This window comes from Ruegeria sp. SAZA006 (assembly GCF_059613465.1).
The window spans coordinates 132,789-155,168 of the sequence record NZ_JBXWSO010000014.1; the positions used below are offsets into that span (position 1 = coordinate 132,789).

Below are 22,380 nucleotides of genomic sequence, written 5' to 3' on the forward strand. Positions count from 1 at the left end.
TAGGCGGCGTTTGCGAGCGATAACATGCCGGTTCTACCCAGAACTACAGATATATCTGCGCGTAATCTCGGTCTATTAACACGGCCAAATGCAAAAGACCGGGACTTGCCATGACTGACTTCAAGAAAATCCTGATCGCCAACAGGGGTGAGATTGCCATTCGCGTGATGCGCGCCGCGAACGAGATGGGCAAACGCACCGTTGCCGTCTATGCCGAGGAGGACAAGCTGGGCCTGCACCGGTTCAAGGCAGACGAGGCGTATCGCATCGGCGAGGGTCTGGGCCCGGTCGCGGCCTATCTGTCCATCGACGAGATCATCCGCGTCGCCAAGGAAAGCGGCGCTGACGCCATCCACCCGGGCTATGGCCTGCTGTCGGAAAACCCCGATTTCGTGGATGCCTGCGTGCAGAACGGCATCACCTTCATCGGCCCCAAGGCCGAGACCATGCGCGCCCTGGGCGACAAGGCCAGCGCCCGCAAGGTGGCAATTGCCGCCGGTGTGCCGGTGATCCCGGCGACCGAGGTGCTGGGCGATGACATGGACGCGATCCGCAAGGAAGCGGCCGAGATCGGCTATCCGCTGATGCTCAAGGCGTCCTGGGGCGGCGGCGGCCGCGGGATGCGCCCGATCTATTCCGAAGACGAACTCGAAGAAAAGGTTCTGGAAGGCCGTCGCGAGGCCGAGGCCGCATTTGGCAACGGTGAGGGTTATCTGGAAAAGATGATCACCCGCGCCCGCCATGTCGAGGTGCAGATCCTGGGCGACAAGCATGGGCAGATCTATCACCTGTATGAACGCGACTGCTCGGTCCAGCGCCGCAATCAGAAGGTCGTGGAACGCGCCCCTGCCCCCTATCTGACCGAAGAGCAACGCGCCGAGATCTGCGACCTAGGCCGCCGCATCTGCGCGCACGTGAACTATGAATGCGCCGGTACGGTCGAATTCCTGATGGATATGGAGACCGGCAAGTTCTACTTCATCGAGGTGAACCCCCGCGTCCAGGTCGAACACACCGTGACCGAAGAGGTCACCGGCATCGACATCGTGCAGGCGCAGATCCTGATCGCCGAGGGCAAGACCCTGGCCGAGGCCACCGGCAAGGACAGCCAGGACGAGATCCGCCTCAACGGCCACGCGCTGCAGACGCGCGTCACCACCGAAGACCCGCTTAACAACTTCATCCCCGACTATGGGCGCATCACGGCCTATCGCTCGGCCACGGGCATGGGCATCCGGCTGGATGGTGGCACGGCCTATGCGGGCGGGGTGATCACCCGGTATTACGACTCGCTTCTGACCAAAGTCACTGCCTGGGCGCCGACTCCGGAAAAGGCGATCGCCCGCATGGACCGCGCCCTGCGCGAGTTCCGCGTGCGCGGCGTTTCAACCAACATCGCCTTTGTCGAGAACCTGCTGAAGCATCCGACCTTCCTGTCGAATGAATACACCACCAAGTTCATCGACGAGACGCCCGAGCTGTTCCAGTTCAAGAAGCGCCGCGACCGGGGCACCAAGGTTCTGACCTACATCGCCGACATCACTGTCAACGGGCACCCCGAGACCAAGGATCGCCCGCGCCCGCGCGCCGACCTGAAAGAACCCAAGCCCCCCGCGCCCAAGGCCGAACCGCTGATGGGCACGCGCAACCTGCTGGAACAGAAGGGCCCGCAGGCCGTGGCCGACTGGATGAAGGCCCAGCGCCAGCTGCTGATTACCGACACCACCATGCGAGACGGGCACCAGTCGCTGCTGGCCACCCGCATGCGCTCGATCGACATGATCCGCGTGGCACCCAGCTATGCCGCGAACCTGCCGCAGCTGTTCAGCGTCGAATGCTGGGGCGGGGCGACTTTCGACGTGGCCTATCGTTTCCTGCAGGAATGCCCCTGGCAGCGCCTGCGCGACCTGCGCGAGGCCATGCCCAACCTGATGACCCAGATGCTGCTGCGCGGCGCCAACGGGGTGGGCTATACCAACTATCCCGACAACGTGGTGCAGGAATTCGTGCGCCAGGCCTCGCAGAATATCGACGTGTTCCGGGTGTTCGACTCGCTCAACTGGGTCGAGAACATGCGCGTGGCGATGGACGCGGTGATCGAGAACGGCAAGATCTGTGAAGGTACCGTCTGCTATACCGGCGATATCCTTGATCCGAACCGCGCCAAATATGACCTTAAATACTATGTCGGCATGGCCAAGGAGCTGCGCGACGCCGGCGCCCATGTTCTGGGCCTCAAGGACATGGCCGGCCTGCTGAAACCCGCCGCCGCGCGGGTACTGATCCGCGCGCTGAAGGAAGAAGTCGGCCTGCCGATCCACTTCCACACCCACGACACCGCCGGCATCGCCAGCGCCACCATCCTGGCGGCCAGCGAGGCGGGCGTGGACGTGGTGGACTGCGCGATGGACAGCTTCTCGGGCAATACCAGCCAGGCGACGCTGGGCACCGTGGTCGAGGCCCTGCGCCACACCGACCGCGACACCGGGTTGGACGTGAAGGCGATCCGCGAGATCAGCGACTACTTCGAGGCGGTGCGCGGCCAATACGCGGCCTTCGAATCCGGGCTGCAGGCCCCCGCCTCCGAGGTTTATCTGCATGAAATGCCGGGCGGCCAGTTCACCAACCTCAAGGCGCAGGCGCGCTCGATGGGGCTGGAGGAACGCTGGCACGAAGTCGCGCAGATGTATGCGGACGTGAACCAGATGTTCGGTGACATCGTCAAGGTGACGCCGTCCTCGAAAGTGGTGGGTGACATGGCGCTGATGATGGTCAGCCAGGGCCTGACGCGCGAGCAGGTCGAGGATCCCTCGACCGACGTGGCCTTCCCCGATTCGGTCATCGACATGATGCGCGGCAATCTGGGACAGCCTCCGGGTGGTTTCCCCGAGACGATCGTGACCAAGGTGCTGAAAGGCGAAAAGCCGAACACCGAACGGCCGGGCAAAGACGTGCCTCCGGTTGATCTGGAGGCCACCCGCGCGGAGCTGTCGAAACTGCTGGAGGGCAAGGAGGTCGATGACGAAGACCTCAACGGATACCTGATGTATCCCAAGGTGTTCCTGGACTACATGGGCCGCCACCGGATCTATGGCCCGGTACGCACCCTGCCCACCCGCACCTTCTTCTACGGCATGGAGCCGGGAGAGGAGATCTCGGCCGAGATCGACCCCGGCAAAACTCTGGAAATCCGGTGCCAGGCGATCAGCGAGACCGACGAGAAGGGCGAAGTGAAGGTGTTCTTCGAACTGAACGGTCAGCCCCGCGTGATCCGGGTGCCCAACCGGATGGTCCAGGCCTCGACCATACAGCGCCCCAAGGCCGAGGTCGGAAACGCCAACCATGTCGGCGCGCCGATGCCGGGCGTGGTTTCGACTGTCGCCGTCACCGCCGGGCAAGAGGTCAAGGAAGGCGACCTTCTGCTAACCATCGAGGCGATGAAGATGGAAACCGGCATCCATGCCGAGCGCGACGCCACCGTGAAGGCAGTGCATGTCCAGCCCGGCGGCCAGATCGACGCCAAGGACCTTTTGGTCGAGCTGGAGTGACCCAAACCGTTAAAACACAGAAAGGCGCGCCATCAAGCGCGCCTTTTTTCATCCGAACAGGCTAGTTCAACCGTCGCTGGACTCCGCGACGGGCTGCTGCGGCAACTGTTCCGGCGTGCTGTCGATCGAAACCTCTTCCTCGATCGGCGCTGGCAAGCCCAACAAATCGTGCAGTTCATGAAGAGCCGGATCGGACAGGTCGCGGCCGCCGGTCAAAGCATCCAGTGCCTCCTGCGGATCGTCCGCTACTGCCAAGGCTTCTTCGGCTTCGGTCACAGCCTGCTGCGCTTCGGCCACGGCATCCTCGTATTTGTCCTGTGCGGTGATGCCCTCGGCTGCTTCTTCTTCAGTTGGCGCGAATTGGTCCTCGACCTCCGCTTCGGTCAGACCTTCCAGTTCGGACAGTTCCTGTTCCCGCATTTCAAGCTCATCTGTCGCGCCAGAGAAACCAAGTATACTCTGCTGATAGCTGTAAAGCTTGCCAGGCATGCTGTTCGGGGCCGCATTCATCAGGGCAGTCTGGCTGGCATGCGCGGCATTCAAGCCCTTGAGCTCGGACGCGATTTTGCCGTGCTTGATTGGCTTGACATACGGCTCCTCGACAATTGACGCCGCTACCCGCGCTTTACGGATGGGTTTGTCGACTTTCTTTTTCCCGGTGAAGAATTCGTCGAGTTTGGCCGCAAAACCGTTCTGCCCTTTGGCCCGAGATGTAGTTTTGGTGTTCTTTCGTTGTGCCTTTGGCTTAGCCAGACCGAGACCGGCGAGAAAACCCTTGCCTTGGCCGCCCCCCCCCTTGGTGCTGCGCGCAGATCCTCCGAGGCTGGCACTGGATTTTTCGGCGCTTTTGCCATTTCCGTTGCCGCCACCGTTCCCGTTGCCGCCACCGTTACTATTTCCGTTTCCACCACCGTTACCATTTCCGCCACCATTGCCATTCCCGTTCTTGGCTATGGCGATATCTGGCGTAGCCAACACCGCAACGAAGCTAACTGCCCCGGTCAGCAACAAAGATGTCGCCACAACCCGTGACAAGGAAATAAACCAATGCATGCCAATCCCCTTTTTCGTATCCAAATACTTGCGCCAACAGGCACAGGTTTGAGCAGAAACCTCACATTATGCATATACTAGTTATCGAATATGGCAAAATTTGGCATTCTAACGAAGCCGCTGTTACCCACTCAATTCGAGAGAATTGACCTCGGGCGGAAGTTTGAAAATATCATTAACTTCATTTGCTGGTTCGATTCCCAACTGACCTGCAATGAGGCTCAGAAGCATGGCTCCGACCAGCGCAGTCAGTTTTATGTTCTCAACCTTGTTCATCCCTCCGTCTCCACCATTGTCAGTATCCGTGGCTGTAGGTTTCAACGGCTCAGCACACCTGTTCCGTCGTAAAATTTTTTCCGGCCAAGTGCGTTTTTCCTCTTGCAGCTTTCCGCCAGAATTTATAGTTCACGCCTCACTCGACGGCGCGGGCGTAGCTCAGGGGTAGAGCATAACCTTGCCAAGGTTAGGGTCGTGAGTTCGAATCTCATCGCCCGCTCCAACGAGGACCGAAAGGTCGCACAAGATATCTGATTGCGGGCGTAGCTCAGGGGTAGAGCATAACCTTGCCAAGGTTAGGGTCGTGAGTTCGAATCTCATCGCCCGCTCCAGATATCCACCTTCCCACAACAAGCACTGGCGGATCGGTCGGTCCTGCGCCATTCTGTTCTGACATGCAGCAGTCAGATGGATGCCCCGATGCCAGACTACCAAATTCGCACGCTGACCGCCGAAGAACTGCGCCACGCAGTGGATTGGGCCGGGCGCGAGGGCTGGAACCCGGGTCATGAGGACGCTGTCTGTTTCCGCTCGACCGACCCCGACGGATTTCTGGGCGGGTTTCTCGATGGCGAGATGATCGCCTCGGTTTCAGCCGTGAACTACGACGACGCGTTTTCGTTTCTGGGTTTCTATATCGTACGGCCCGAGTTTCGCGGATCTGGTCATGGTCTGGAAATCGCCCAGCACGCCCTGGCGCATTGTACAGGGCGAAACATGGGTCTGGACGGGGTGGTCGAACAACAGGACAACTACCGCAAGTCGGGTTTTGTCTTCGCCTACAACAATTATCGGTTCTCCGGCACGGTTTCAGGCATCTTGTCCAGCCTACCCAAGACCAGTATCGAGGTCGCGCCCATCGGTGGCCTGACCGAAGACCTTCGCATCTATGACCGTGCCCTGTTCCCCGCGCATCGGGATGCCTTTCTGACGGAGTGGCTGAGCGCACCGGGCCACATCTCGCGTGTTTGTATCCAGAAAGGTCGCATCGCCGGGTATGCAACTCTGCGCTCCTGCCTGAATGGCTACAAGGTAGGGCCGCTGTTCGCCGACGATCCGGACATCGCGCAAGCGCTTTTGGCTGCGGTTCTGGCCGAAGTTCCCGCGGATCACCGCAGTTCTGAGGTCTATGTCGACATGCCACAGCCCAACGCGGCGGCCTTTGCACTGGCTGACGCTTTGGGCCTGGAAAAAGTCTTTGAAACCGCGCGCATGTATTCCGACCACGAGCCAGATATCGACCTGAACCGCGTGTTCGGCGTGACGACGTTCGAACTTGGCTGAGCCTCAGAACGCCTTGAAGGTCATTGTCGTCAGCGACCGTTCGATGTTCGGAATGACCAGAAGGTGTTCATTTATGAAATGGCCAACATCCTCGGTTTCGGGGATGTAAAGCTTGAGCAGCAGGTCATATTCACCACTGGTGGAGTAGAGTTCCGAGTGGATTTCGCGCAGAGCGATCTCTTCGGCCACCTTGTAGGTGGTGCCGGGCTTGCAGCGGATCTGGATGAAAACGCAGGTGGACATTTCGTGGCCTTGTTGCTTCCGTTTGGCGCAGGCTGGCACGCCCCGCGCCCGGGCGCAATCCCCTGCAACAGTTTGCTGCGATTGCAATGATCGGGCTGGATAAGGCCGCCCGTCCCCGTCTATAAGCGCCCCTGTAGCAAGAGGATTTCGCCAATGCGCACAGCTTCGATCAGCCGCAAGACCGCCGAGACCGCGATTACGGTCGAGGTCAACCTGGACGGCACCGGCACCTATGACAACCAGACCGGCGTGGGGTTCTTCGATCACATGCTGGACCAGTTGGCGCGCCATTCGCTGATCGACATGACGATCCGGGCCAAAGGCGATTATCACATCGACGATCACCACACGGTTGAAGACACCGGTATCGCGCTGGGTCAGGCGCTGACGCAGGCGCTGGGGGACAAGAAAGGCATCCGGCGGTACGGCGAGTGCCATCTGCCGATGGACGATGCGCAGGTGCGCTGCGCGCTGGACCTGTCGGGCCGACCGTTTCTGGTTTGGAACGTGGACCTGCCGACGCCCAAGATCGGCAGTTTCGACACCGAACTGGTGCGCGAGTTCTTCCAGGCGCTGGCCACCCATGGCGGCATCACTCTGCATATCGACCAGTTGCACGGTTTCAACAGCCACCACATCGCCGAGGCCGCCTTCAAGGCCGTCGCCCGCGCCCTGCGCCAGGCGGTCGAGACCGACCCGCGCAAAGCGGATGCGATTCCATCCACCAAGGGCGCGCTCTAGATGCTGACCGCGATCATTGACTACGAAAGCGGCAACCTGCACTCGGCGGAAAAGGCGTTTCAACGGATGGCGCGCGAGCTGGACGCGGGCGAGGTCGTCGTGACCTCGGATGCCGATGTCGTCGCCCGCGCCGACCGGCTGGTGCTGCCCGGCGACGGTGCCTTTCCCGCTTGCGCGGCCGAGCTGCGCGGGCACAAGGGCATCCACGATGCGATGGTCGAAGCGGTCGAGCAGAAGGGCCGTCCGTTTCTGGGCATCTGCGTCGGCATGCAGCTGATGGCGACAACGGGCCGCGAATATACCGACACGCCCGGCCTGAATTGGGTGACCGGAGACGTGGTGCGGATCGAGCCCGAAGACCGGGCGCTGAAGGTTCCGCATATGGGGTGGAACGATCTGGTGATCGAGAGCGACCACCCGGTGTTCAACGGCGTCACCTCAGGCGATCACGTCTATTTCGTCCATTCCTACCATTTCCGCGTCGCCAATCCGGCGCAACGTCTGGCCCATGTGGACTATGGCGGACCGGTCACGGCCGTGATCGGCCGCGACACGATGATCGGGATGCAGTTTCACCCTGAAAAAAGCCAGGATGTGGGCCTGCGGATGATCGGAAACTTCCTGACCTGGGCTCCCTGACCGGTTACTGCACGCGGGTCCAGGCCTGGCCGCGACAGATCAGGCCGCCCGCGACGCAACCCTTGACCGTCAGCTTGTTCTGACCGTCCAGCGACATCTTGGAGTTGTAGGTCTTGTCCCGGTCCGGTGCCCAGATCTTGCCGCCGCTATAGCTGCCGCCGCCATCCGCGACCATGTCCCAGATGATGTTCTTGCCCAGGTTCTCGTAATCCAGCTGCTGGTTTCCGTCCTTGTCGAAGGCGCTGTCGATGGTGCCGCAAACGGCGCTGCCGCAAGGCCCGATCGAGACGTGCAGATATCCGCCGGTATCGCCCGGCTGGGTTTTCCAAAGCCCGTCGACCGGGTCATCCGCCCGTGCGCCGGTGGCCAAGGTGACAAGTGCCGCCGCAGCGGCCAAAGCAAGTTTGTTCATGGTATCCTCCCTGTTTTGCAGGCAGTCTGACCGCCGGCACCTGTTCGAGCAAGATTGACTTTGCGTCGCGTTGCATCCCCTGCCCCGCCTGTGCCATATCCCGCGCCAGTACCAGTCACGAAAAGGCCGCCCGACATGATCCTCTATCCCGCAATCGACCTGAAAGACGGCCAGGCCGTGCGCCTCCTGCGCGGCGAGATGGACAAGGCCACGGTCTTCAACGAAGACCCTGCCGCCCAGGCCCGCGCCTTTGTCGAGGCCGGTTGCGAATGGCTGCATCTGGTGGACCTGAACGGCGCTTTCGCCGGGGAACCCGTGAACGCCGCCCCGGTCGAGGCGATCCTGAAATCCTGCAACGTACCGGCCCAGCTGGGTGGCGGCATCCGCGACATGGCCACCATCGAGACCTGGCTGGACAAAGGCCTGGCCCGGGTGATTCTGGGCACGGTTGCGGTGGAAAACCCCGATCTGGTCCGTCAGGCGGCCAAGGCCTTTCCCGACCAGGTCGCCGTCGGCATCGACGCGCGCAACGGACGTGTCGCCACCAAGGGCTGGGCCGAGGAAACCGACGTGATGGTGACCGACCTGGCGCGCAGGTTCGAAGACGCGGGCGTGGCGGCGATCATCTACACCGACATCAACCGCGACGGCGCGATGCAAGGCCCCAATGTCGAGGCCACGGCCGATCTGGCCCGGGCAGCCTCGATCCCGGTGATCGCCAGCGGCGGGGTCAGCTCGCTGGACGACCTGATCGCCCTGCGCGACTGCGGGGCAAACCTGAACGGCGCGATTTCAGGCCGCGCGCTCTATGACGGCGCGCTGGATCTGCGCGAAGCCTTGGCGGCTTTGAAGGGTTAGGATATTGCAAGCGGTCCGCAAACAGGTTCTGCCTGAGCAGTCTGAATTGTGGTCGCTGTTCACTCCGGGTGATTTTGTTGACGGGTACTCGGTCCAAAGCGACCTTGCGCCGTTTGACGCAATGAAAATCGGTCTGAACATGCCGGGGTGGGTGAAGATCCTGATGGGGATCCGGAACGCAATCGTTGCCCCATTCGGTTTGAAGGACGGCAAGCACCTGAACACCGACAATGGCTCGCCCGACGCAGGCACCGGCGCGATTTTTCCCGTAACCTACAGGGATGAGACAGAGGTCATCGTGGGAATCGATGACCGCCATCTGGATTTCCGCATCGCCGTGCATCGCGACAAAGACCGCATAGTCATGGCAACCTGGGTGCGGCCTCACAATCGTTTGGGGCGTATCTATCTGACGGTGATCATGCCCTTTCACATTCTGATCGTGCGCAATTGCATGAAACGGATCGCGCGCGCCTCTGCGGTATGACGCCGATCAGTTGGCCGCCGCACTCGTCAGCTTGCTCAACGCACCGCGCATCTTGTCGATCACCGGGGATTTCTCCACCGCATCAAGCTCGTCCATGGTTTCCTTGGGATCCTCGTAGGCCAACCAGACCTGGCCGTCGGCGTCCTCATAGGCCTGCACCTTGAGCGGAAGGAACAATCCCGCGCGCGGATCGATCTGCATGGCAGGCGTTCCCAAGGCTGGGTTTCCGAAGATCAATACCTGATTGGGCGGTATCGTCATGTCGACCTTGTGCGCCCCGGCCGCGTGGTCAACGCGGGCGAATACAGTCGCGCCTGCATTTTCGACGGCAGCCTGCAGCTCGTCGATGGCCTCGGTCACGGACTTGTCGGTCGGGACCTTGATGATGTCGTCAGCCATCGCCCAAGTCGCACCGGACAGAATGAAAGCGGTTGCAAGAAACAAGTTGCGCATGGTTTTCACCTCCTGCTGAAATCCGCTTCAGTTTCACGAGGTTCCGGGCGCAGGACAATCACAACTCTGGCATCGGCGGGGCTTTGCCGGTAGAGGTGCGGCAACAAAGGACAAACCATGCTGAAAACCCGCATCATTCCCTGTCTGGATGTCGCCGATGGCCGCGTGGTCAAGGGCGTGAATTTCGTGGGCCTGCGCGACGCGGGCGATCCGGTGGAATCGGCCAAGGCCTATGACGCCGCCGGCGCTGACGAGATCTGCTTTCTTGACATCCACGCCACCCACGAAAACCGCGGCACCATGTTTGACGTGGTTCAGCGCACGGCCGAGCAGTGCTTCGTACCGCTGACAGTGGGTGGCGGCGTGCGCACCAAGGAAGACGTGCGTGCACTGCTGCTGGCCGGGGCCGACAAGGTCAGCTTCAACTCGGCCGCCGTGGCCAACCCCGACGTGATCGCCGAAGCCGCTGACCAGTTCGGCAGCCAGTGCATTGTCTGCGCCATCGACGCCAAAACCGTCAGCCCCGGCAAATGGGAGATCTTCACCCACGGCGGACGCAAACCTACCGGCATCGACGCTGTTGAATTTGCCAAGACCGTCGTCGCCAAGGGCGCGGGTGAGATTCTTCTGACCTCGATGGACCGCGACGGCACCAAGGCGGGGTTCAACATTCCACTCACCCGCGCGATCTCGGACGCGGTCGACGTGCCGGTTATCGCCTCGGGCGGCGTGGGCAATCTGGATCATTTGGTCGAAGGCGTGACCGAAGGCGGAGCCAGCGCGGTGCTTGCGGCCTCGATCTTTCACTTCGGCGAATACACGATCCGCGAGGCCAAGGAACACATGGCCGCTACGGGCATCCCCATGAGGCTGACATGAGCATACTGCACGATCTGGCCGCCACGATCGCATCCCGCAAGGGCGCGGACCCCGACTCCAGCTGGACCGCCAACCTGCTGTCCAAGGGCCCCGAGAAATGCGCCGAGAAGTTCGGCGAGGAAGCCGTGGAGGCGATCATCGAAGCCGTGAAGGGTGACCGCGACCGGCTGACATCCGAGGCCGCCGACGTGCTGTATCACCTGCTGGTGATGCTAGCCGCGCGCGACGTGGCGCTGGAAGACGTTCTGGCCGAGCTTGCCAGGCGGCAGGGCACCAGCGGCATCGCCGAAAAGGCCGCGCGCGACCGGGGCTGACACCCGGCTTTCACCAATAGCGTCCGCGCCCTATACTGGTTGACCGAAGCGCCTGTCGGGCGCAGGGGCGACAAGGGACGCAGGCATGTTCAAACCCATAATCTGGGCACTGACGACGCTAGCCATTCTGGGGCTCGGCGCATGCTCATCCGCACCGCCCGCCCGCAGCGACGACGTCGCACGGCTTGCAGCCCAGATCCAGGCGCTGGGGCCCGAGGTCGACCCGGAAGAAGCCCGGCGCGCGGCCCGCGTCACCTATGCCTATACCGCGCAACTGGCGCAGGAATACCAGATCACGGATCCCCCTCTGATCCACAATGCCAAGGTCAACAAGGGGCTGCGCCCGCGAGGGCTGTGCTGGCACTGGGCCGAGGACATCGAACGGCGCTTGAAGCAGGAGAACTTTCGCACGCTGACCCTGCACCGCGCGATCGCCAATGCCGACAATCCGTTCCGAATCGATCACAGCACGGCAATAATCAGCCGACGCGGTGATTCGATGGACGACGGTGTCGTTTTGGACCCGTGGCGCTATGGAGGGGTCCTGTTTTGGAGCCCCTTGCGCGAGGACACGCGCTATGAATGGGTCCCGCGCGACATCGTGCTGGAGAAACGACGGCAAGAGCAGCTTGCGGAAATGAACTCCGTCGCGGTGAACTGAACCGTCAAAGTTTCGATGAGATGATGCCGGTGGCGAACCCGCCCATGCGCAGCTCGCCGAACAGGCGTTGATATTCGATCTTGGGACAGCGATTCATTACGACATCGACACCGCGCGCCTGCGCCACCGCAGCGGCCTCGGCGTTTTCGACTCCGATCTGCATCCAGATCGTGCGCAGGTCGGGAAATGCAGCCAATGCCTCGTCCACGATCGGAGGAACGGCTTCGGACCTGCGAAAAATATCCACCATGTCAACGGGTTCACTGATTTCGGACAACGAGGCCCGAACGGTTTCACCAAAAAGATCGGCGCCGGCATGGCCGGGATTGACCGGAATCACCCTGTACCCCTTGAGCGACAAGTAGCGCGCAACATAGTAACTGGGCCGCACCGGGTTCATCGACACGCCTACGACCGCAACCACCTTAGTGCGTTTCAGGACGGATCTGAGGAAGTCATCGGAATAGTCGGTCATGGCTGCAGCCTAGCCGTGACTTGGAAAAGAAAAAAGCGCCCAAGGATACCTTGGGCGCCAGTTGTTGGAACGAGGGACAGTGAAATGACCCGCGGCAGTTCCGTTCCGCGGTCACTGTGACATTTAGGCACGAGTTTCGGAAAAAAAAGAGGCCACGCGCATTTTTGTGATGACACGAGCGGATAAGCGGGAATTCGCCTGTCAACCGTATAGGATCGCCGGCCAGTTTTTCTCGGCCTTCTGGATGAAGCCGGTCGTGTCCGTCAGCCACATCTTTTCAACCTCGGGGGAATGCGTCAGATACAGCCTGCCGCCTACGATTTTCCACGCCATCGGGTCCGTGCTGGTGAGTTCGCCATAGGCCATGGCATAGGCGCAATAACCGCCGAACCTCGGCGCGTAGGCGCGCGGATTAAGTTCAAACGCCTCTCGGTTCTCCTGCGAGGCAAACCGCCAGGTAGCGCCCTTCCACATCACCGCAATGTCGGGTTGCCCTTGAACCGGGCCGCCATCTCGAAAATAGCTGACCGCGTCATAACCGGTAATGGCCGCACCTTTTGCGGAATAGAAGACCGGGGCGGTCTGCGCCCGCAATGTCAGCGGACCAGCGATTGAAAATGTGAGACCGGCAAGTACGGAACGTCGGGATAGCATCAGATTTCACGGGTTATGTTTTACAGACGCTATAAGATGCAACTTTTGACGCGCCGCGAAACCCATTTGACGCAGTTGTGAAGGGTCGTGTCGGAAAGGGCTCAGTCGAACACGTCCTCGATCACATCCCAAGCTTCGTCCAGAACGCGCGAGAAGAGGCCTTTTTTCCTTTTCTTGTAGCTCTTCTTTTTGGGCTTTTGCATCGGAATCCTGTGTCGCGGCTGTGGATCCGAAGCCTTTTTGACAGGGATCATCTTCAGGTTATGCAGCGGGGCACCGCAACTGGAACAGCTGAGTTCGTGCCGCTGGCGACCCTTGAGGACCAGCGCCGCGCGGGTGCCGCAGTAGCAGCACGTAGCAATCTTGGACGGGGCGGGAATGGGTCTCTCCTCTCAGTGCGGCTGAGAAGCATATAGGGCAATCGCCGCGGCATTTGAGACGTTCAGGGATCCGAAACCGCCCGCTGCGTCAATTTTGACAAGCATATCCACCGTTTCCTTGGTCTTTTGCCGCAATCCCGGCCCCTCGGCGCCCAGAACCAGCGCAACCGGACGATCGCGCTTGCCTTCCAAAGCGGCCTCGATGGTCTGATCGGCCTCACCATCCAGGCCCAGAACCAGGAACCCCATATTCTGCAACTCAACGATCGCGTCGGCAAGGTTGCGGACCCGCAGATAGGGCTGGCGTTCCAACGCACCGCTGGCGGTCTTGGCCAGCGCACCGGTTTCCGGCGCCGAGTGGTGGCGCGTGCCGATGACCGCGCTGGCGCCCAGAACCTCGGCCGAGCGCAGAATCGCGCCCACATTGTGCGGATCGGTCACGCGGTCCAACAGCAGCACCCGAGGGTTTTCGCGCCCGATGCAATTCTCGGCCAGACCGCCCCACTCCAGCGGCTTGACTTCAAGCGCCGCGCCTTGGTGCACCGAGCCCGGGTCGATTGGCGCGTTGAATTTTCGCGGATCGACGAGTTCAGCCTGCATGCCGGATTCCTCGATCGCATCCGCCAGCTTGTCCTGCGCGTTGCGGGTCACGATCAGGCGCAGTTTCTGCCGTTTGGGGTTCATCAGCGCATCACGCACGGCGTGCAATCCGAACAACCAGACGGTTTCGGAAGCCGCCGCTTTGCGCGCCTGCTCTTTCTCGATCACCCACTTCGGTTTCTTCATTTTACTGGCCTCCGGGCCGGGAACAATGTTTCCTGCGCCAAAGCGGAATTTTCCTGTTGACGCTCCTTTTGAGCGCTAGTAATCACGCCTCCACGTCAGGTGCAACGCCTGACAGTGGGCGACAGGCCGCAAGGTGTGGCAGGGGACTGTAACTCCCTCGCGGAGACGCACGCCTGGTTCGATTCCAGGGTCGCCCACCATCTGCTTCCGCAAATCAGAACGCAGATAGATAGTGCACACCGGATTTGTCCAGGTGGACCTTTGCCCTTGCCCTCGATTCTGGAAGGAAATTCAGGCAAAGGTTGAGTGCCCGGAGATCATGCGGTGCCCCGAGCAGCAACGGCCGGTCATCGGACGGCTTGGGAATGGCGGTTGCGTCCCGACACCCAATGCTCGTATCGAAACGGGATTTTCTGACTCATCCTTTCCAATGAGCAGCTTAGCATCTTAAAATTCCAAAAATTTACAAACTTATGAATCAAAGAGTTCAAGAATTTACAAAATAATATTTCATTTCTAGGGACTTGTTGGGGAATTTTCATTCTGCCCCCCATACTTGCCCTGCGCAGGTTGCGTTTTACCCGACGGAAGAGGAGCCCGAGGGCGTAGCCTGCTAATTGGGAGGAATTCATGTCAAACAAATCTGTCACGCGTCGCGGCGTGCTGAAGTCTGGTGCCGTCACAAGCGCCGGTCTGGCATTGCCGACGATCTTCACGGCCTCGTCGGCCGCGGCCTATACCAACGAACCCACTGGCGGATCAGTCACGCTGGGCTTCAACGTGCCGCAGACCGGCCCCTATGCCGAAGAAGGCAATGACGAACTGCTGGCGCAGCAGCTGGCGGTCGAGCATCTGAATGGCGAAGGCGACGGCGGCTGCCTGAACACCTTCACGTCGAAGGCGCTGAAAGGCAACGGCATCCTGGGCAAGAAGGTCGAGTTCGTCACCGGCGACACGCAGACCAAGTCCGACGCCGCCCGTGCATCGGCCAAGTCGATGATCGAAAAAGACGGCGCGATCATGATCAACGGCGGTTCGTCCTCGGGCGTGGCCGTGGCCGTTCAGGGCCTCTGCCAGGAGGCGGGCGTGATCTTCATGGCCGGCCTGACGCACGCCAACGACACTACCGGCAAGGACAAGAAGGCGAACGGCTTCCGTCACTTCTTCAACGCCTACATGTCGGGTGCCGCTCTGGCGCCGGTGCTGGCCAAGGAGATGGGTACCGAACGCCGCGCCTATCACCTGACCGCCGACTACAACTGGGGCTGGACCCAAGAAGAGTCGATCGTGGCGTCGACCGAGGCGATGGGCTGGGAGACGGTCAACACCGTCAAGACCCCGCTGGCCTCGACCGACTTCTCGTCCTACATCGCGCCGGTTCTGAACTCGGGCGCGGACGTGCTGGTTCTGAACCACTACGGCGGCAACATGGTCAACTCGCTGACCAACGCGATCCAGTTCGGCCTGCTTGACAAGGTCGTGAACGGCAAGGACTTCAAGATCGTCGTTCCGCTGTACTCGGAACTGATGGCCGCCGGCGCCGGCGAGAACATCAAAGGCGTTCTGGGTTCGATGAACTGGAACTGGCAGCTGCAGGATGAGGGCACCAAGGCCTTCGTGAAGTCCTTCGGCGAGAAGTACGGCAAGCCGCCGTCGAACTCGGCCCAGACCTGCTATGCCCAGGTGCTGCTGTACGCGGATGCGTGCGAGCGAGCAGGCACCTTCAACCCGTGCGGCGTGGTCGAAGCTCTCGAGGACTTCGAGTTCGACGGTCTGGGCAACGGCCCGACCTGGTATCGCGGTGCCGACCACCAGTGCTTCAAGGACGTGCTGGTCGTGCGCGGCAACGAGAACCCGACCAACGCCTATGACACGCTGGAGATCGTCGAGATCACTCCGCGGGCGCAGGTCGAGTACGATCCGGATCACCCGATGTTCGCCGGTGGCGAACTGGGCAAGTGCAACCCGGGCGCGTAACCCCGACACTCGGTTTTTCGCAAGAAAACCCCTGAGTCCTCAAAACGGCTCTCTCCGGTCAGACGACCGGGGAGAGCTGCCGGGACCAGTCAAAGGTAAGGACAATGGACGCAATCCTACTGCAAATTCTGAACGGGCTGGACAAGGGCTCGGCCTATGCGCTGATTGCGCTGGGGCTGACGCTGATCTTCGGCACGCTCGGCGTGGTGAACTTTGCCCACGGGGCCCTGTTCATGATCGGCGCCTTCTGTGCCGTCACGCTTCAGAAGATCTTCAACCTCAGCTACGAGGTCATCGACGAGACCCAGACCGACTTTCTGGGCAACCCGCTGAAGGTGAAGACCCCCTATGTCGAAAGCTGGTTCGGCCCCGAGCTGGGCGCCACCATCATCGACTGGTCCGTGCCACTGGCCATCCTGTTCGCGATCCCGATCATGCTGATGGTCGGCTACGTGATGGAACGCGGCCTGATCAAGCATTTCTACAAGCGTCCCCATGCAGATCAGATCCTTGTGACCTTCGGCCTGGCCATCGTTCTGCAAGAGATCATCAAGTATTTCTTCGGCGCCAACCCGATCCAGACCCCGCCGCCTGAGGCGCTGAGCGGGTCGGTCGATCTGGGCGTGGCGTTCGGCTTTGATCCGAATGCCATCATCTATCCGATCTGGCGTCTGGTCTATTTCCTGTTCGCGGTTGTGATCATCGGGGGCGTGTTCTCGTTCCTGCAGTTCACCACCTTCGGTATGGTCGTGCGCGCCGGAATGGCCGACCGGGAAACCGTGGGCCTTCTGGGCATCAACATCGACCGACGGTTCACCATCATGTTCGGTATCGCAGCCGCGGTGGCTGGCCTCGCGGGCGTGATGTACGGGCCGCTGAACCCGCCCAACTATCACATGGGAATGGATTTCCTTGTGCTCAGCTTCGTGGTTGTCGTGGTCGGCGGAATGGGCTCGCTGCCCGGCGCCGTTCTGGCCGGGTTCCTGCTGGGCATCCTTGAAAGCTTTGCCTCGACCACCTGGGCGACCACCACGATCCCGGGCATCAACCAGATCATCATCTACCTTGTCGCCATCATCGTTCTTCTGACCCGTCCGCGGGGTCTGATGGGCCGCAAAGGCGTGATGGAGGAATAACCCATGCTGGGACTGAACAAAAAAGACACAAGCCTGCTGATCGTCGTCGCGCTGCTGACGCTGCTGGCCCCCTTCATCCTGAACCCCTTCCCCACTGACAGCGCCATGGCGCAGTTCAACGCGGGCTATCCGGACCTGATGCAGCGGTTCGTGATCTTCGGCATCTTTGCCATCGGGTTCAACATCCTGTTCGGCCTGACCGGATACCTGTCCTTCGGCCATGCGGCCTTTTTGGGGGTGGGTTCCTACTCGGCCGTTTGGATGTTCAAACTGCTCAGCTACAACGTCATCCCGGCCATCGCGCTGAGCGTCGTGGTCGCCGGGCTGTTCTCGGTTCTGATCGGCTATGTCAGCCTGCGCCGGTCTGGGATCTACTTTTCTATCCTGACGCTGGCCTTCGCGCAGATGAGCTTTGCGCTGGCCTATTCGGTGTTGTCGAACCCCAAGTTCAACCTGACCAACGGGGAAACCGGCCTGCAGGTCTATGCCGATGACCCGCAGATCCTGCAGGGGGCCAATGCGCCCGATCTGCCGCATCTGTTCGGCCTGCCGATGCGCGCGACCTATACGATGGATGTGGGCGCGTGGAGCTTTGACTTCAACGCGGGCTACTATCTGTGCGCGGTGATCATGATGGTGGTGTTCTACCTGGCGATCCGCATCTTCCGCTCGCCTTTCGGCATGATGCTGCGGGCGGTGAAGTCGAACCAGCAGCGGATGAACTATACCGGGTTGAACTCCAAACCCTATACGCTGGCCGCATTCGTGATCTCTGGCATGTATGCCGGTCTGGCCGGTGGCCTGATGGCGGCAATGGACCCGCTGGCCGGTGCCGAGCGGATGCAATGGACCGCCTCGGGCGAGGTCGTGCTGATGACCATCCTGGGCGGCACCGGTACTCTGATCGGGCCGGTTCTGGGCGCGGGCTTCATCAAGTATTTCGAGAACATCTTCTCGAAGATCAACGACAACGTGCTGCACGGCTGGTTCGCCTTCCTGCCCGACGGGCTCGAGGATGCGGTGGTGTTCATCATCCACCCGTTCATCGGCAAGGGCTGGCATCTGACCCTGGGCATCCTGTTCATGCTGGTGGTGATCTACCTGCCTGGCGGGCTGGTCGAGGGCGGTCAGCGGTTGCTGAACTGGATCCGCCGTAAAAGCGTTGGCGGGGATGACACCCGCGAGGGCAAAACCGAGCCGGCAGAATAAGGAAACGCGTCAATGGCAATTCTGAAAGTAAAAGATGTCAGCAAGCGCTTCGGCGGCCTCAAGGCCCTGACGGACGTGAACCTGAGCGTCGAGGAAAACTCGGTCCATGCGATCATCGGCCCCAACGGGGCGGGCAAGTCCACCCTGCTGAACTGCCTGGTGGGCAAGCTGATCCCGGATACCGGTTCGGTCTTGTTCGACAACCAGTCGGTGCTGGGGCGCGAGCCGTACCAGATCAACCAGATGGGCATCAGCCGGGTGTTCCAGACGCCCGAGATCTTTGGCGAGCTGACCGTAATGGAGAACATGCTGATCCCGATCTTCGCGATGCGCGACGGGGCATTCCGCATGCACGCCTACGAGACCATCGCCAACGAAAAAGAGGTGGTCGAACAGGCCGAAGCCATGCTGGAAGAAATGAACATGGCCGACAAGCGGCACATGCATTCAGCCTCGCTGTCGCGCGGCGACAAGCGGCGGCTCGAGATAGGCATGTGCCTCAGCCAGAAGCCGCGCCTGTTGCTGCTGGACGAGCCCACGGCCGGTATGGCTCGGGCCGACACCAACAACACCATCGACCTGCTGAAACAGATCAAGGATGAGCGCGACATCACCATCGCGATCATCGAACACGACATGCATGTGGTGTTCAGCCTGGCCGAGCGGATCACCGTTCTGGCGCAGGGCACGCCGCTGGTCGAGGACACCCCCGAAAACATCCGCGGAAACCCCAAGGTCCGAGAGGCCTATCTGGGCGAGGCGGCGTGAGGAAAAGCTATGAACGAGAAACCTGACTTTTCGAAAAACGCCAACATGGCCAGCACCGCGCCCGCGTTCCTGTCGGTGTGGGACATGCATTCGTACTATGGCGAAAGCTACATCGTCCAAGGCGTCAGCTTCAACGTCCACGAGGGCGAGATCCTAGCCCTGCTGGGGCGCAACGGGGCCGGCAAGACTTCGACCCTGCGCTCAATCGCGCGGGTGAGCGACCCCGAGGTGCGGCACGGAGAGATCTGGCTGGACCACAAGCCGCTGCACAACATGACCAGCTACGAGGCCGCCGCCGCAGGGCTGGGTCTTGTGCCCGAGGATCGGCGGATCATCCCCGGTCTGACGGTCGAGGAGAACCTGCAGCTGGCCCAGATCGCCCCCCCGATCGGCTGGTCGCTGGAACGGATCTACGAGCTGTTCCCGCGTCTGGGCGAACGGCGCAAGCAGGAGGGCGTGACCCTTTCGGGCGGCGAACAGCAGATGCTGTCGATCGCCCGCGCGCTGGCCCGGGATATCAAGGTGCTGCTGCTGGACGAACCCTACGAGGGGCTGGCCCCGGTGATCGTGGACGAGATCGAAAAGACGCTGATCCACATCAAGCAACAGGGCATGACCACCATCATCGTCGAACAGAACGCAGTGCGAGCGCTGCAACTGGCCGACCGGGCAATCATTCTGGACACCGGCTGCATCGTGTTTGACGGCACCGCCGACGAGGTGCTGGAAAACACCCAGCTGCGCGAGGAATATCTGGCGATCTGACCCGCGTCAGTTGGGCAGGCAGGCCCATTCGGCCACGACCCGCCCCTGCCGCAAGGCCAGAACCGTGCCGAACTGGTTCAGAACCGCTTCACTCTGACTGGGGCGCAGCAAGGCGATATCGCCGGGCTGCGCCTTGGTTGTTTTGGGACCCACCCAAACCTCTTGATTGCTTGAACGCCCGAATACGCCGGAATAGCCGAACCCGTCGGGCCAGACGGGGCTGGCCAAGTAATGCCCACCGGAAATGGCAAGGTTGGTCCGGCGCAGTCCGGGCAGGTCGATCCCTGGCACCGGGTTGTGCGGCATGACCTTGAGGATCGGTGTGGCCAAGAACAGCGCGGGCAAAAACGCCTTGGTCGATGCATGGTCGAAATCCGAGGGTTTCACCAGAACCGACCCAAAGGCAACCTCGGTCGCCGGGGCTCGCGTGGCCGGGTCCTGAAAGGTAAGGCTGCCACCGGTGTTCAGGCACAGCCCCTGAGTCCCCTGCCCCAGCGCAGCGACCGCTTGCCCAAAGGCTTTGGCACTGGCTCGCCGCGCGCGGCGTCGGAGCGGCCTAGGCAGTTTGGCCAGATGCACCTCGTACCCCATCACGCCCGACAGCGCGGCATGGGCATGATCCGCAATCCGTGCCGCGACGCCTGCGACCTGATCGGCGGTCAAGCCGCCGCGGTGCAGGCCCACGTCGATCTCGAGCGACAGGCGCAGGGTTTGGTCCGAGTCAGCGGCCAGCGACAGATACGCGTCCAGCCGCTGTGGCGTGTCGATCAGCCACTGCACCCTCCGGGCGGCGTCGGGATGCGTCTCAAGAATCCGCCGGGCGGCCGTCACCGGCAGCGGTTTGCCCAGCAGGTGATCGGTGTCCGGCTCGGCGGCCAGCAGGGCCGACAGCATGGGTTCGGAAAAGCTCATCAAGCCCGATGTCGGAAGCCGGCTGCGGATATGGTCCAGCAGAGGCAGACACGGCAGAGACTTGGCCACCAACCGGGCCTGCAGGCCGTGGCCCAGCCCCGCACGGGCAGCGTCGCAATTCGCCTCGACCCGGTCCATATCGACGACGGCAACCGGCCGGTCGACACCATGATCGCGCAGCGCTTGGGCGAGATGTTCAAGATACTCTGCAGTCATGGGCGGAACATCCGGGCCAGCGCGGGTGTCAGGAACTTGTCCGTTGGGTCCAGCTTTTCGCGCAATGCGCAGAATGAATCGAAATCGGGATAAAGGCGCGACAGATCGGAATAGGTCAGGCTGTGCAACTTGCCCCAATGGGGCCGGCCGCCGGCCTGCAGGAACAGCGGCTCCATCGCCTCGAAATAGCGCAGTTGGCCTTCCTTCGCATCGGTGTGGATGGCAACCGACACGCGCGGGCCACCTTGGAACGGTGATAGGCATGCGTCGTCGCCTGCGGTCTGGCGCACCTCGATGGGGAAATAGATGTCGGCATGGTCACGCTCCAACCGCCGGATCAGATCGGACAGCACGTCCCGGGCGTTTTCCGGCGGCAGGTGGTATTCCATTTCCTTGAACCGGATATGCCGGTCGCTGCACAGAACGCGCCAGCTTTCGCCGACGTAATCCTCGTCGGACTGGGCCAAGGTCAGCAGACGCAGCAGGGCGCGCCGCAAACCGGGGCTGAGCCGACCCGCATTGCGCGCCAGCTTCAGAACCTTGACGGCGATCATGTCCAGATCGCGCGGCGCGCGAGTCTCGGGCGCGTCGGTTATGTCATGCCGGATTTCTACGGTCTTGCCGGTGAAGGGGATGTAGAAGAATTCGAAATTCCGGTTCTCGTCCCAATGCTGGTGCATGCGCTCCAGTGTGCCTCGCAAGTCTGACAGACGCACCCGGCGGCGCAGGTTGTATTTCGGCACGACGTTGATCTGCGCCTCGGTCACGATGCCCAGCAGACCCAGCGAGACCTGCACCATGTTCAGTGGAATGTCGTCGGTGGTCAGGGTCTGTCCGTCAGCGCCGATCAGCCGGGCTGCGGTGATCTCGGCAGACAGGCACGGCAGGGTACGCCCGGTGCCATGGGTCGCCGTGGCCGCCGCGCCGGCCAGAGTCTGCACGTTGATATCACCCAGATTGCGGAAGGCCATGCCATGCTCGGCCAGCGCCAGCGACAGATCGCGCAGCCGGGCATTGGCGTTGATCCAGGCCCGCCCGCCTCCGATCTGCGTCACGGCAGGCAGGTCCAAGGCGGTCAGGTCAATGATGTGTTGCGCCCCCGGAACGAGCGGGGTGAAGGAATGCCCTGCCCCGACTGGACGCAGGGTTTCGGCCGAGGCGATCAGCTGCTGCAGGTCCTCGAACGTGATCGGCCGCTTGGGCCGTATTTGGCTGGTCTGGTTGCCTGCCCAGTTCTGCCACATGGCTGATCCT

24 protein-coding genes and 3 tRNA genes are annotated in these 22,380 nt (G+C 61.5%); 17 read left to right on the plus strand and 10 right to left on the minus strand.

Translation table 11 applies throughout. The features are described from left to right. Window positions 1-110: 110 nt before the first annotated feature. Complete coding sequence (locus AC2FNZ_RS12725) at window positions 111-3,548, plus strand: pyruvate carboxylase (protein WP_496840869.1); 3,438 nt, start codon at window positions 111-113, stop codon at window positions 3,546-3,548. A 66-nt stretch (window positions 3,549-3,614) separates the two neighbouring features. Here AC2FNZ_RS12725 and AC2FNZ_RS12730 read toward each other — a convergent pair whose 3' ends face one another. Both AC2FNZ_RS12730 and AC2FNZ_RS12735 read right to left on the minus strand, forming a co-directional pair. Further along, a complete protein-coding gene (locus AC2FNZ_RS12730) occupies window positions 3,615-4,601 on the minus strand; it encodes a hypothetical protein (RefSeq protein ID WP_496840870.1) in 987 nt (328 codons plus the stop codon). A 123-nt stretch (window positions 4,602-4,724) separates the two neighbouring features. Continuing rightward, complete coding sequence (locus tag AC2FNZ_RS12735; RefSeq protein WP_496833902.1) at window positions 4,725-4,877, minus strand: hypothetical protein; 153 nt, start codon at window positions 4,875-4,877, stop codon at window positions 4,725-4,727. A gap of 148 nt (window positions 4,878-5,025) precedes the next feature. On the opposite strand from AC2FNZ_RS12735, the gene AC2FNZ_RS12740 reads away from it, so the two are divergent. The 3 genes from AC2FNZ_RS12740 to AC2FNZ_RS12750 all read left to right on the plus strand — a co-directional run bounded on the left by AC2FNZ_RS12740 (window position 5,026) and on the right by AC2FNZ_RS12750 (window position 6,161). Further along, window positions 5,026-5,100, plus strand: a tRNA-Gly gene (locus tag AC2FNZ_RS12740). Window positions 5,101-5,134: 34 nt separating this feature from the next. Next, window positions 5,135-5,209: transfer RNA gene (locus AC2FNZ_RS12745), tRNA-Gly, on the plus strand. An 88-nt stretch (window positions 5,210-5,297) separates the two neighbouring features. Then, window positions 5,298-6,161 carry a GNAT family N-acetyltransferase gene (locus AC2FNZ_RS12750; RefSeq protein WP_496840871.1) on the plus strand — a complete coding sequence of 288 codons (864 nt, stop codon included), beginning with the start codon at window positions 5,298-5,300 and terminating at the stop codon, window positions 6,159-6,161. 3 nt (window positions 6,162-6,164) lie between these two features. Here AC2FNZ_RS12750 and AC2FNZ_RS12755 read toward each other — a convergent pair whose 3' ends face one another. Then, the gene (locus tag AC2FNZ_RS12755; protein ID WP_050602861.1) at window positions 6,165-6,404 is read right to left on the minus strand and encodes an Lrp/AsnC family transcriptional regulator; all 240 of its coding nucleotides are present in this window, start codon (window positions 6,402-6,404) and stop codon (window positions 6,165-6,167) included. 153 nt (window positions 6,405-6,557) lie between these two features. Between AC2FNZ_RS12755 and hisB the strand changes: the two genes are divergently transcribed. Both hisB and hisH read left to right on the plus strand, forming a co-directional pair. Beyond that, a complete protein-coding gene (gene hisB, locus AC2FNZ_RS12760; RefSeq protein WP_170340267.1) occupies window positions 6,558-7,145 on the plus strand; it encodes an imidazoleglycerol-phosphate dehydratase HisB in 588 nt (195 codons plus the stop codon). Further along, entirely contained in the window at window positions 7,146-7,784 is a 639-nt protein-coding gene (gene hisH / locus AC2FNZ_RS12765; protein ID WP_496840872.1) for an imidazole glycerol phosphate synthase subunit HisH, read from the plus strand. 4 nt (window positions 7,785-7,788) lie between these two features. On the opposite strand, the gene AC2FNZ_RS12770 is transcribed toward hisH, so the two are convergent. Continuing rightward, complete coding sequence (locus AC2FNZ_RS12770) at window positions 7,789-8,196, minus strand: DUF2147 domain-containing protein (protein WP_496840873.1); 408 nt, start codon at window positions 8,194-8,196, stop codon at window positions 7,789-7,791. 135 nt (window positions 8,197-8,331) lie between these two features. On the opposite strand from AC2FNZ_RS12770, the gene hisA reads away from it, so the two are divergent. After that, window positions 8,332-9,054 carry a 1-(5-phosphoribosyl)-5-[(5-phosphoribosylamino)methylideneamino]imidazole-4-carboxamide isomerase gene (gene hisA / locus AC2FNZ_RS12775; RefSeq protein ID WP_496840874.1) on the plus strand — a complete coding sequence of 241 codons (723 nt, stop codon included), beginning with the start codon at window positions 8,332-8,334 and terminating at the stop codon, window positions 9,052-9,054. Between the two features lie 4 nt (window positions 9,055-9,058). Continuing rightward, the gene (locus AC2FNZ_RS12780) at window positions 9,059-9,541 is read left to right on the plus strand and encodes a DUF2867 domain-containing protein (protein WP_496840875.1); all 483 of its coding nucleotides are present in this window, start codon (window positions 9,059-9,061) and stop codon (window positions 9,539-9,541) included. A gap of 6 nt (window positions 9,542-9,547) precedes the next feature. On the opposite strand, the gene AC2FNZ_RS12785 is transcribed toward AC2FNZ_RS12780, so the two are convergent. Further along, entirely contained in the window at window positions 9,548-9,994 is a 447-nt protein-coding gene (locus AC2FNZ_RS12785; protein ID WP_496840876.1) for a DUF302 domain-containing protein, read from the minus strand. 117 nt (window positions 9,995-10,111) lie between these two features. Here AC2FNZ_RS12785 and hisF point away from each other — a divergent pair, with 117 nt between their 5' ends. The 3 genes from hisF to AC2FNZ_RS12800 all read left to right on the plus strand — a co-directional run bounded on the left by hisF (window position 10,112) and on the right by AC2FNZ_RS12800 (window position 11,848). After that, on the plus strand, window positions 10,112-10,873 hold the full coding sequence (gene hisF / locus AC2FNZ_RS12790; protein ID WP_496833905.1) for an imidazole glycerol phosphate synthase subunit HisF: 762 nt from the start codon (window positions 10,112-10,114) through the stop codon (window positions 10,871-10,873). After that, window positions 10,870-11,187 carry a phosphoribosyl-ATP diphosphatase gene (locus AC2FNZ_RS12795; protein ID WP_496833906.1) on the plus strand — a complete coding sequence of 106 codons (318 nt, stop codon included), beginning with the start codon at window positions 10,870-10,872 and terminating at the stop codon, window positions 11,185-11,187. The genes hisF and AC2FNZ_RS12795 overlap by 4 nt, the downstream gene beginning before the upstream one ends. Window positions 11,188-11,272: 85 nt before the next feature. After that, window positions 11,273-11,848: a hypothetical protein gene (locus AC2FNZ_RS12800; RefSeq protein ID WP_496833907.1), complete on the plus strand. Its 576-nt coding sequence runs from the start codon at window positions 11,273-11,275 to the stop codon at window positions 11,846-11,848. Window positions 11,849-11,852: 4 nt separating this feature from the next. On the opposite strand, the gene AC2FNZ_RS12805 is transcribed toward AC2FNZ_RS12800, so the two are convergent. The 3 genes from AC2FNZ_RS12805 to rlmB form a co-directional block, all read right to left on the minus strand. After that, window positions 11,853-12,323, minus strand: coding sequence for a CoA-binding protein (locus tag AC2FNZ_RS12805; protein WP_093964819.1), 471 nt, complete (start codon window positions 12,321-12,323; stop codon window positions 11,853-11,855). Window positions 12,324-12,524: 201 nt separating this feature from the next. Then, window positions 12,525-12,977, minus strand: coding sequence for a YHS domain-containing (seleno)protein (locus tag AC2FNZ_RS12810; RefSeq protein ID WP_496833909.1), 453 nt, complete (start codon window positions 12,975-12,977; stop codon window positions 12,525-12,527). Window positions 12,978-13,369: 392 nt separating this feature from the next. After that, the gene (gene rlmB, locus AC2FNZ_RS12815) at window positions 13,370-14,143 is read right to left on the minus strand and encodes a 23S rRNA (guanosine(2251)-2'-O)-methyltransferase RlmB (protein WP_496840877.1); all 774 of its coding nucleotides are present in this window, start codon (window positions 14,141-14,143) and stop codon (window positions 13,370-13,372) included. A 116-nt stretch (window positions 14,144-14,259) separates the two neighbouring features. Here rlmB and AC2FNZ_RS12820 point away from each other — a divergent pair. The 6 genes from AC2FNZ_RS12820 (at window position 14,260) to AC2FNZ_RS12845 (ending at window position 19,998) form a co-directional block, all read left to right on the plus strand. Then, window positions 14,260-14,343 (plus strand) — tRNA-Tyr (locus AC2FNZ_RS12820). 430 nt (window positions 14,344-14,773) lie between these two features. Next, window positions 14,774-16,120, plus strand: coding sequence for a substrate-binding protein (locus tag AC2FNZ_RS12825; protein WP_093964815.1), 1,347 nt, complete (start codon window positions 14,774-14,776; stop codon window positions 16,118-16,120). Between the two features lie 104 nt (window positions 16,121-16,224). After that, entirely contained in the window at window positions 16,225-17,256 is a 1,032-nt protein-coding gene (locus AC2FNZ_RS12830; protein WP_496840878.1) for a branched-chain amino acid ABC transporter permease, read from the plus strand. A 3-nt stretch (window positions 17,257-17,259) separates the two neighbouring features. Next, the gene (locus AC2FNZ_RS12835) at window positions 17,260-18,465 is read left to right on the plus strand and encodes a branched-chain amino acid ABC transporter permease (RefSeq protein ID WP_496840879.1); all 1,206 of its coding nucleotides are present in this window, start codon (window positions 17,260-17,262) and stop codon (window positions 18,463-18,465) included. A 12-nt stretch (window positions 18,466-18,477) separates the two neighbouring features. Continuing rightward, the gene (locus AC2FNZ_RS12840; protein WP_093964812.1) at window positions 18,478-19,233 is read left to right on the plus strand and encodes an ABC transporter ATP-binding protein; all 756 of its coding nucleotides are present in this window, start codon (window positions 18,478-18,480) and stop codon (window positions 19,231-19,233) included. A 9-nt stretch (window positions 19,234-19,242) separates the two neighbouring features. Next, entirely contained in the window at window positions 19,243-19,998 is a 756-nt protein-coding gene (locus AC2FNZ_RS12845; RefSeq protein WP_005977472.1) for an ABC transporter ATP-binding protein, read from the plus strand. Between the two features lie 6 nt (window positions 19,999-20,004). Here AC2FNZ_RS12845 and AC2FNZ_RS12850 read toward each other — a convergent pair whose 3' ends face one another. Both AC2FNZ_RS12850 and AC2FNZ_RS12855 read right to left on the minus strand, forming a co-directional pair. Further along, window positions 20,005-21,126 carry an alanine racemase gene (locus AC2FNZ_RS12850; protein ID WP_496840880.1) on the minus strand — a complete coding sequence of 374 codons (1,122 nt, stop codon included), beginning with the start codon at window positions 21,124-21,126 and terminating at the stop codon, window positions 20,005-20,007. Next, on the minus strand, window positions 21,123-22,370 hold the full coding sequence (locus AC2FNZ_RS12855) for a D-arabinono-1,4-lactone oxidase (RefSeq protein WP_496840881.1): 1,248 nt from the start codon (window positions 22,368-22,370) through the stop codon (window positions 21,123-21,125). Before AC2FNZ_RS12855 ends, AC2FNZ_RS12850 begins: the two co-directional genes overlap by 4 nt. Window positions 22,371-22,380: the final 10 nt, after the last annotated feature.

What these genes read in the sequence shown, in the direction of transcription:
- AC2FNZ_RS12795 (WP_496833906.1), top strand. Translation starts at nt 10,870, where the DNA reads ATGAGCATACTGCACGATCTGGCCGCCACGATCGCATCCCGCAAGGGC.
- AC2FNZ_RS12750 (WP_496840871.1), top strand. Translation starts at nt 5,298, where the DNA reads ATGCCAGACTACCAAATTCGCACGCTGACCGCCGAAGAACTGCGCCAC.
- AC2FNZ_RS12835 (WP_496840879.1), top strand. Translation starts at nt 17,260, where the DNA reads ATGCTGGGACTGAACAAAAAAGACACAAGCCTGCTGATCGTCGTCGCG.
- AC2FNZ_RS12755 (WP_050602861.1), bottom strand. Translation starts at nt 6,404, where the DNA reads ATGTCCACCTGCGTTTTCATCCAGATCCGCTGCAAGCCCGGCACCACC.
- AC2FNZ_RS12825 (WP_093964815.1), top strand. Translation starts at nt 14,774, where the DNA reads ATGTCAAACAAATCTGTCACGCGTCGCGGCGTGCTGAAGTCTGGTGCC.
- AC2FNZ_RS12840 (WP_093964812.1), top strand. Translation starts at nt 18,478, where the DNA reads ATGGCAATTCTGAAAGTAAAAGATGTCAGCAAGCGCTTCGGCGGCCTC.
- AC2FNZ_RS12855 (WP_496840881.1), bottom strand. Translation starts at nt 22,370, where the DNA reads ATGTGGCAGAACTGGGCAGGCAACCAGACCAGCCAAATACGGCCCAAG.
- AC2FNZ_RS12725 (WP_496840869.1), top strand. Translation starts at nt 111, where the DNA reads ATGACTGACTTCAAGAAAATCCTGATCGCCAACAGGGGTGAGATTGCC.
- AC2FNZ_RS12770 (WP_496840873.1), bottom strand. Translation starts at nt 8,196, where the DNA reads ATGAACAAACTTGCTTTGGCCGCTGCGGCGGCACTTGTCACCTTGGCC.
- AC2FNZ_RS12730 (WP_496840870.1), bottom strand. Translation starts at nt 4,601, where the DNA reads ATGCATTGGTTTATTTCCTTGTCACGGGTTGTGGCGACATCTTTGTTG.
- AC2FNZ_RS12830 (WP_496840878.1), top strand. Translation starts at nt 16,225, where the DNA reads ATGGACGCAATCCTACTGCAAATTCTGAACGGGCTGGACAAGGGCTCG.
- AC2FNZ_RS12735 (WP_496833902.1), bottom strand. Translation starts at nt 4,877, where the DNA reads ATGAACAAGGTTGAGAACATAAAACTGACTGCGCTGGTCGGAGCCATG.
- hisF (WP_496833905.1), top strand. Translation starts at nt 10,112, where the DNA reads ATGCTGAAAACCCGCATCATTCCCTGTCTGGATGTCGCCGATGGCCGC.
- AC2FNZ_RS12800 (WP_496833907.1), top strand. Translation starts at nt 11,273, where the DNA reads ATGTTCAAACCCATAATCTGGGCACTGACGACGCTAGCCATTCTGGGG.
- hisA (WP_496840874.1), top strand. Translation starts at nt 8,332, where the DNA reads ATGATCCTCTATCCCGCAATCGACCTGAAAGACGGCCAGGCCGTGCGC.
- AC2FNZ_RS12785 (WP_496840876.1), bottom strand. Translation starts at nt 9,994, where the DNA reads ATGCGCAACTTGTTTCTTGCAACCGCTTTCATTCTGTCCGGTGCGACT.
- AC2FNZ_RS12850 (WP_496840880.1), bottom strand. Translation starts at nt 21,126, where the DNA reads ATGACTGCAGAGTATCTTGAACATCTCGCCCAAGCGCTGCGCGATCAT.
- AC2FNZ_RS12805 (WP_093964819.1), bottom strand. Translation starts at nt 12,323, where the DNA reads ATGACCGACTATTCCGATGACTTCCTCAGATCCGTCCTGAAACGCACT.
- hisH (WP_496840872.1), top strand. Translation starts at nt 7,146, where the DNA reads ATGCTGACCGCGATCATTGACTACGAAAGCGGCAACCTGCACTCGGCG.
- AC2FNZ_RS12845 (WP_005977472.1), top strand. Translation starts at nt 19,243, where the DNA reads ATGAACGAGAAACCTGACTTTTCGAAAAACGCCAACATGGCCAGCACC.
- AC2FNZ_RS12810 (WP_496833909.1), bottom strand. Translation starts at nt 12,977, where the DNA reads ATGCTATCCCGACGTTCCGTACTTGCCGGTCTCACATTTTCAATCGCT.
- rlmB (WP_496840877.1), bottom strand. Translation starts at nt 14,143, where the DNA reads ATGAAGAAACCGAAGTGGGTGATCGAGAAAGAGCAGGCGCGCAAAGCG.
- hisB (WP_170340267.1), top strand. Translation starts at nt 6,558, where the DNA reads ATGCGCACAGCTTCGATCAGCCGCAAGACCGCCGAGACCGCGATTACG.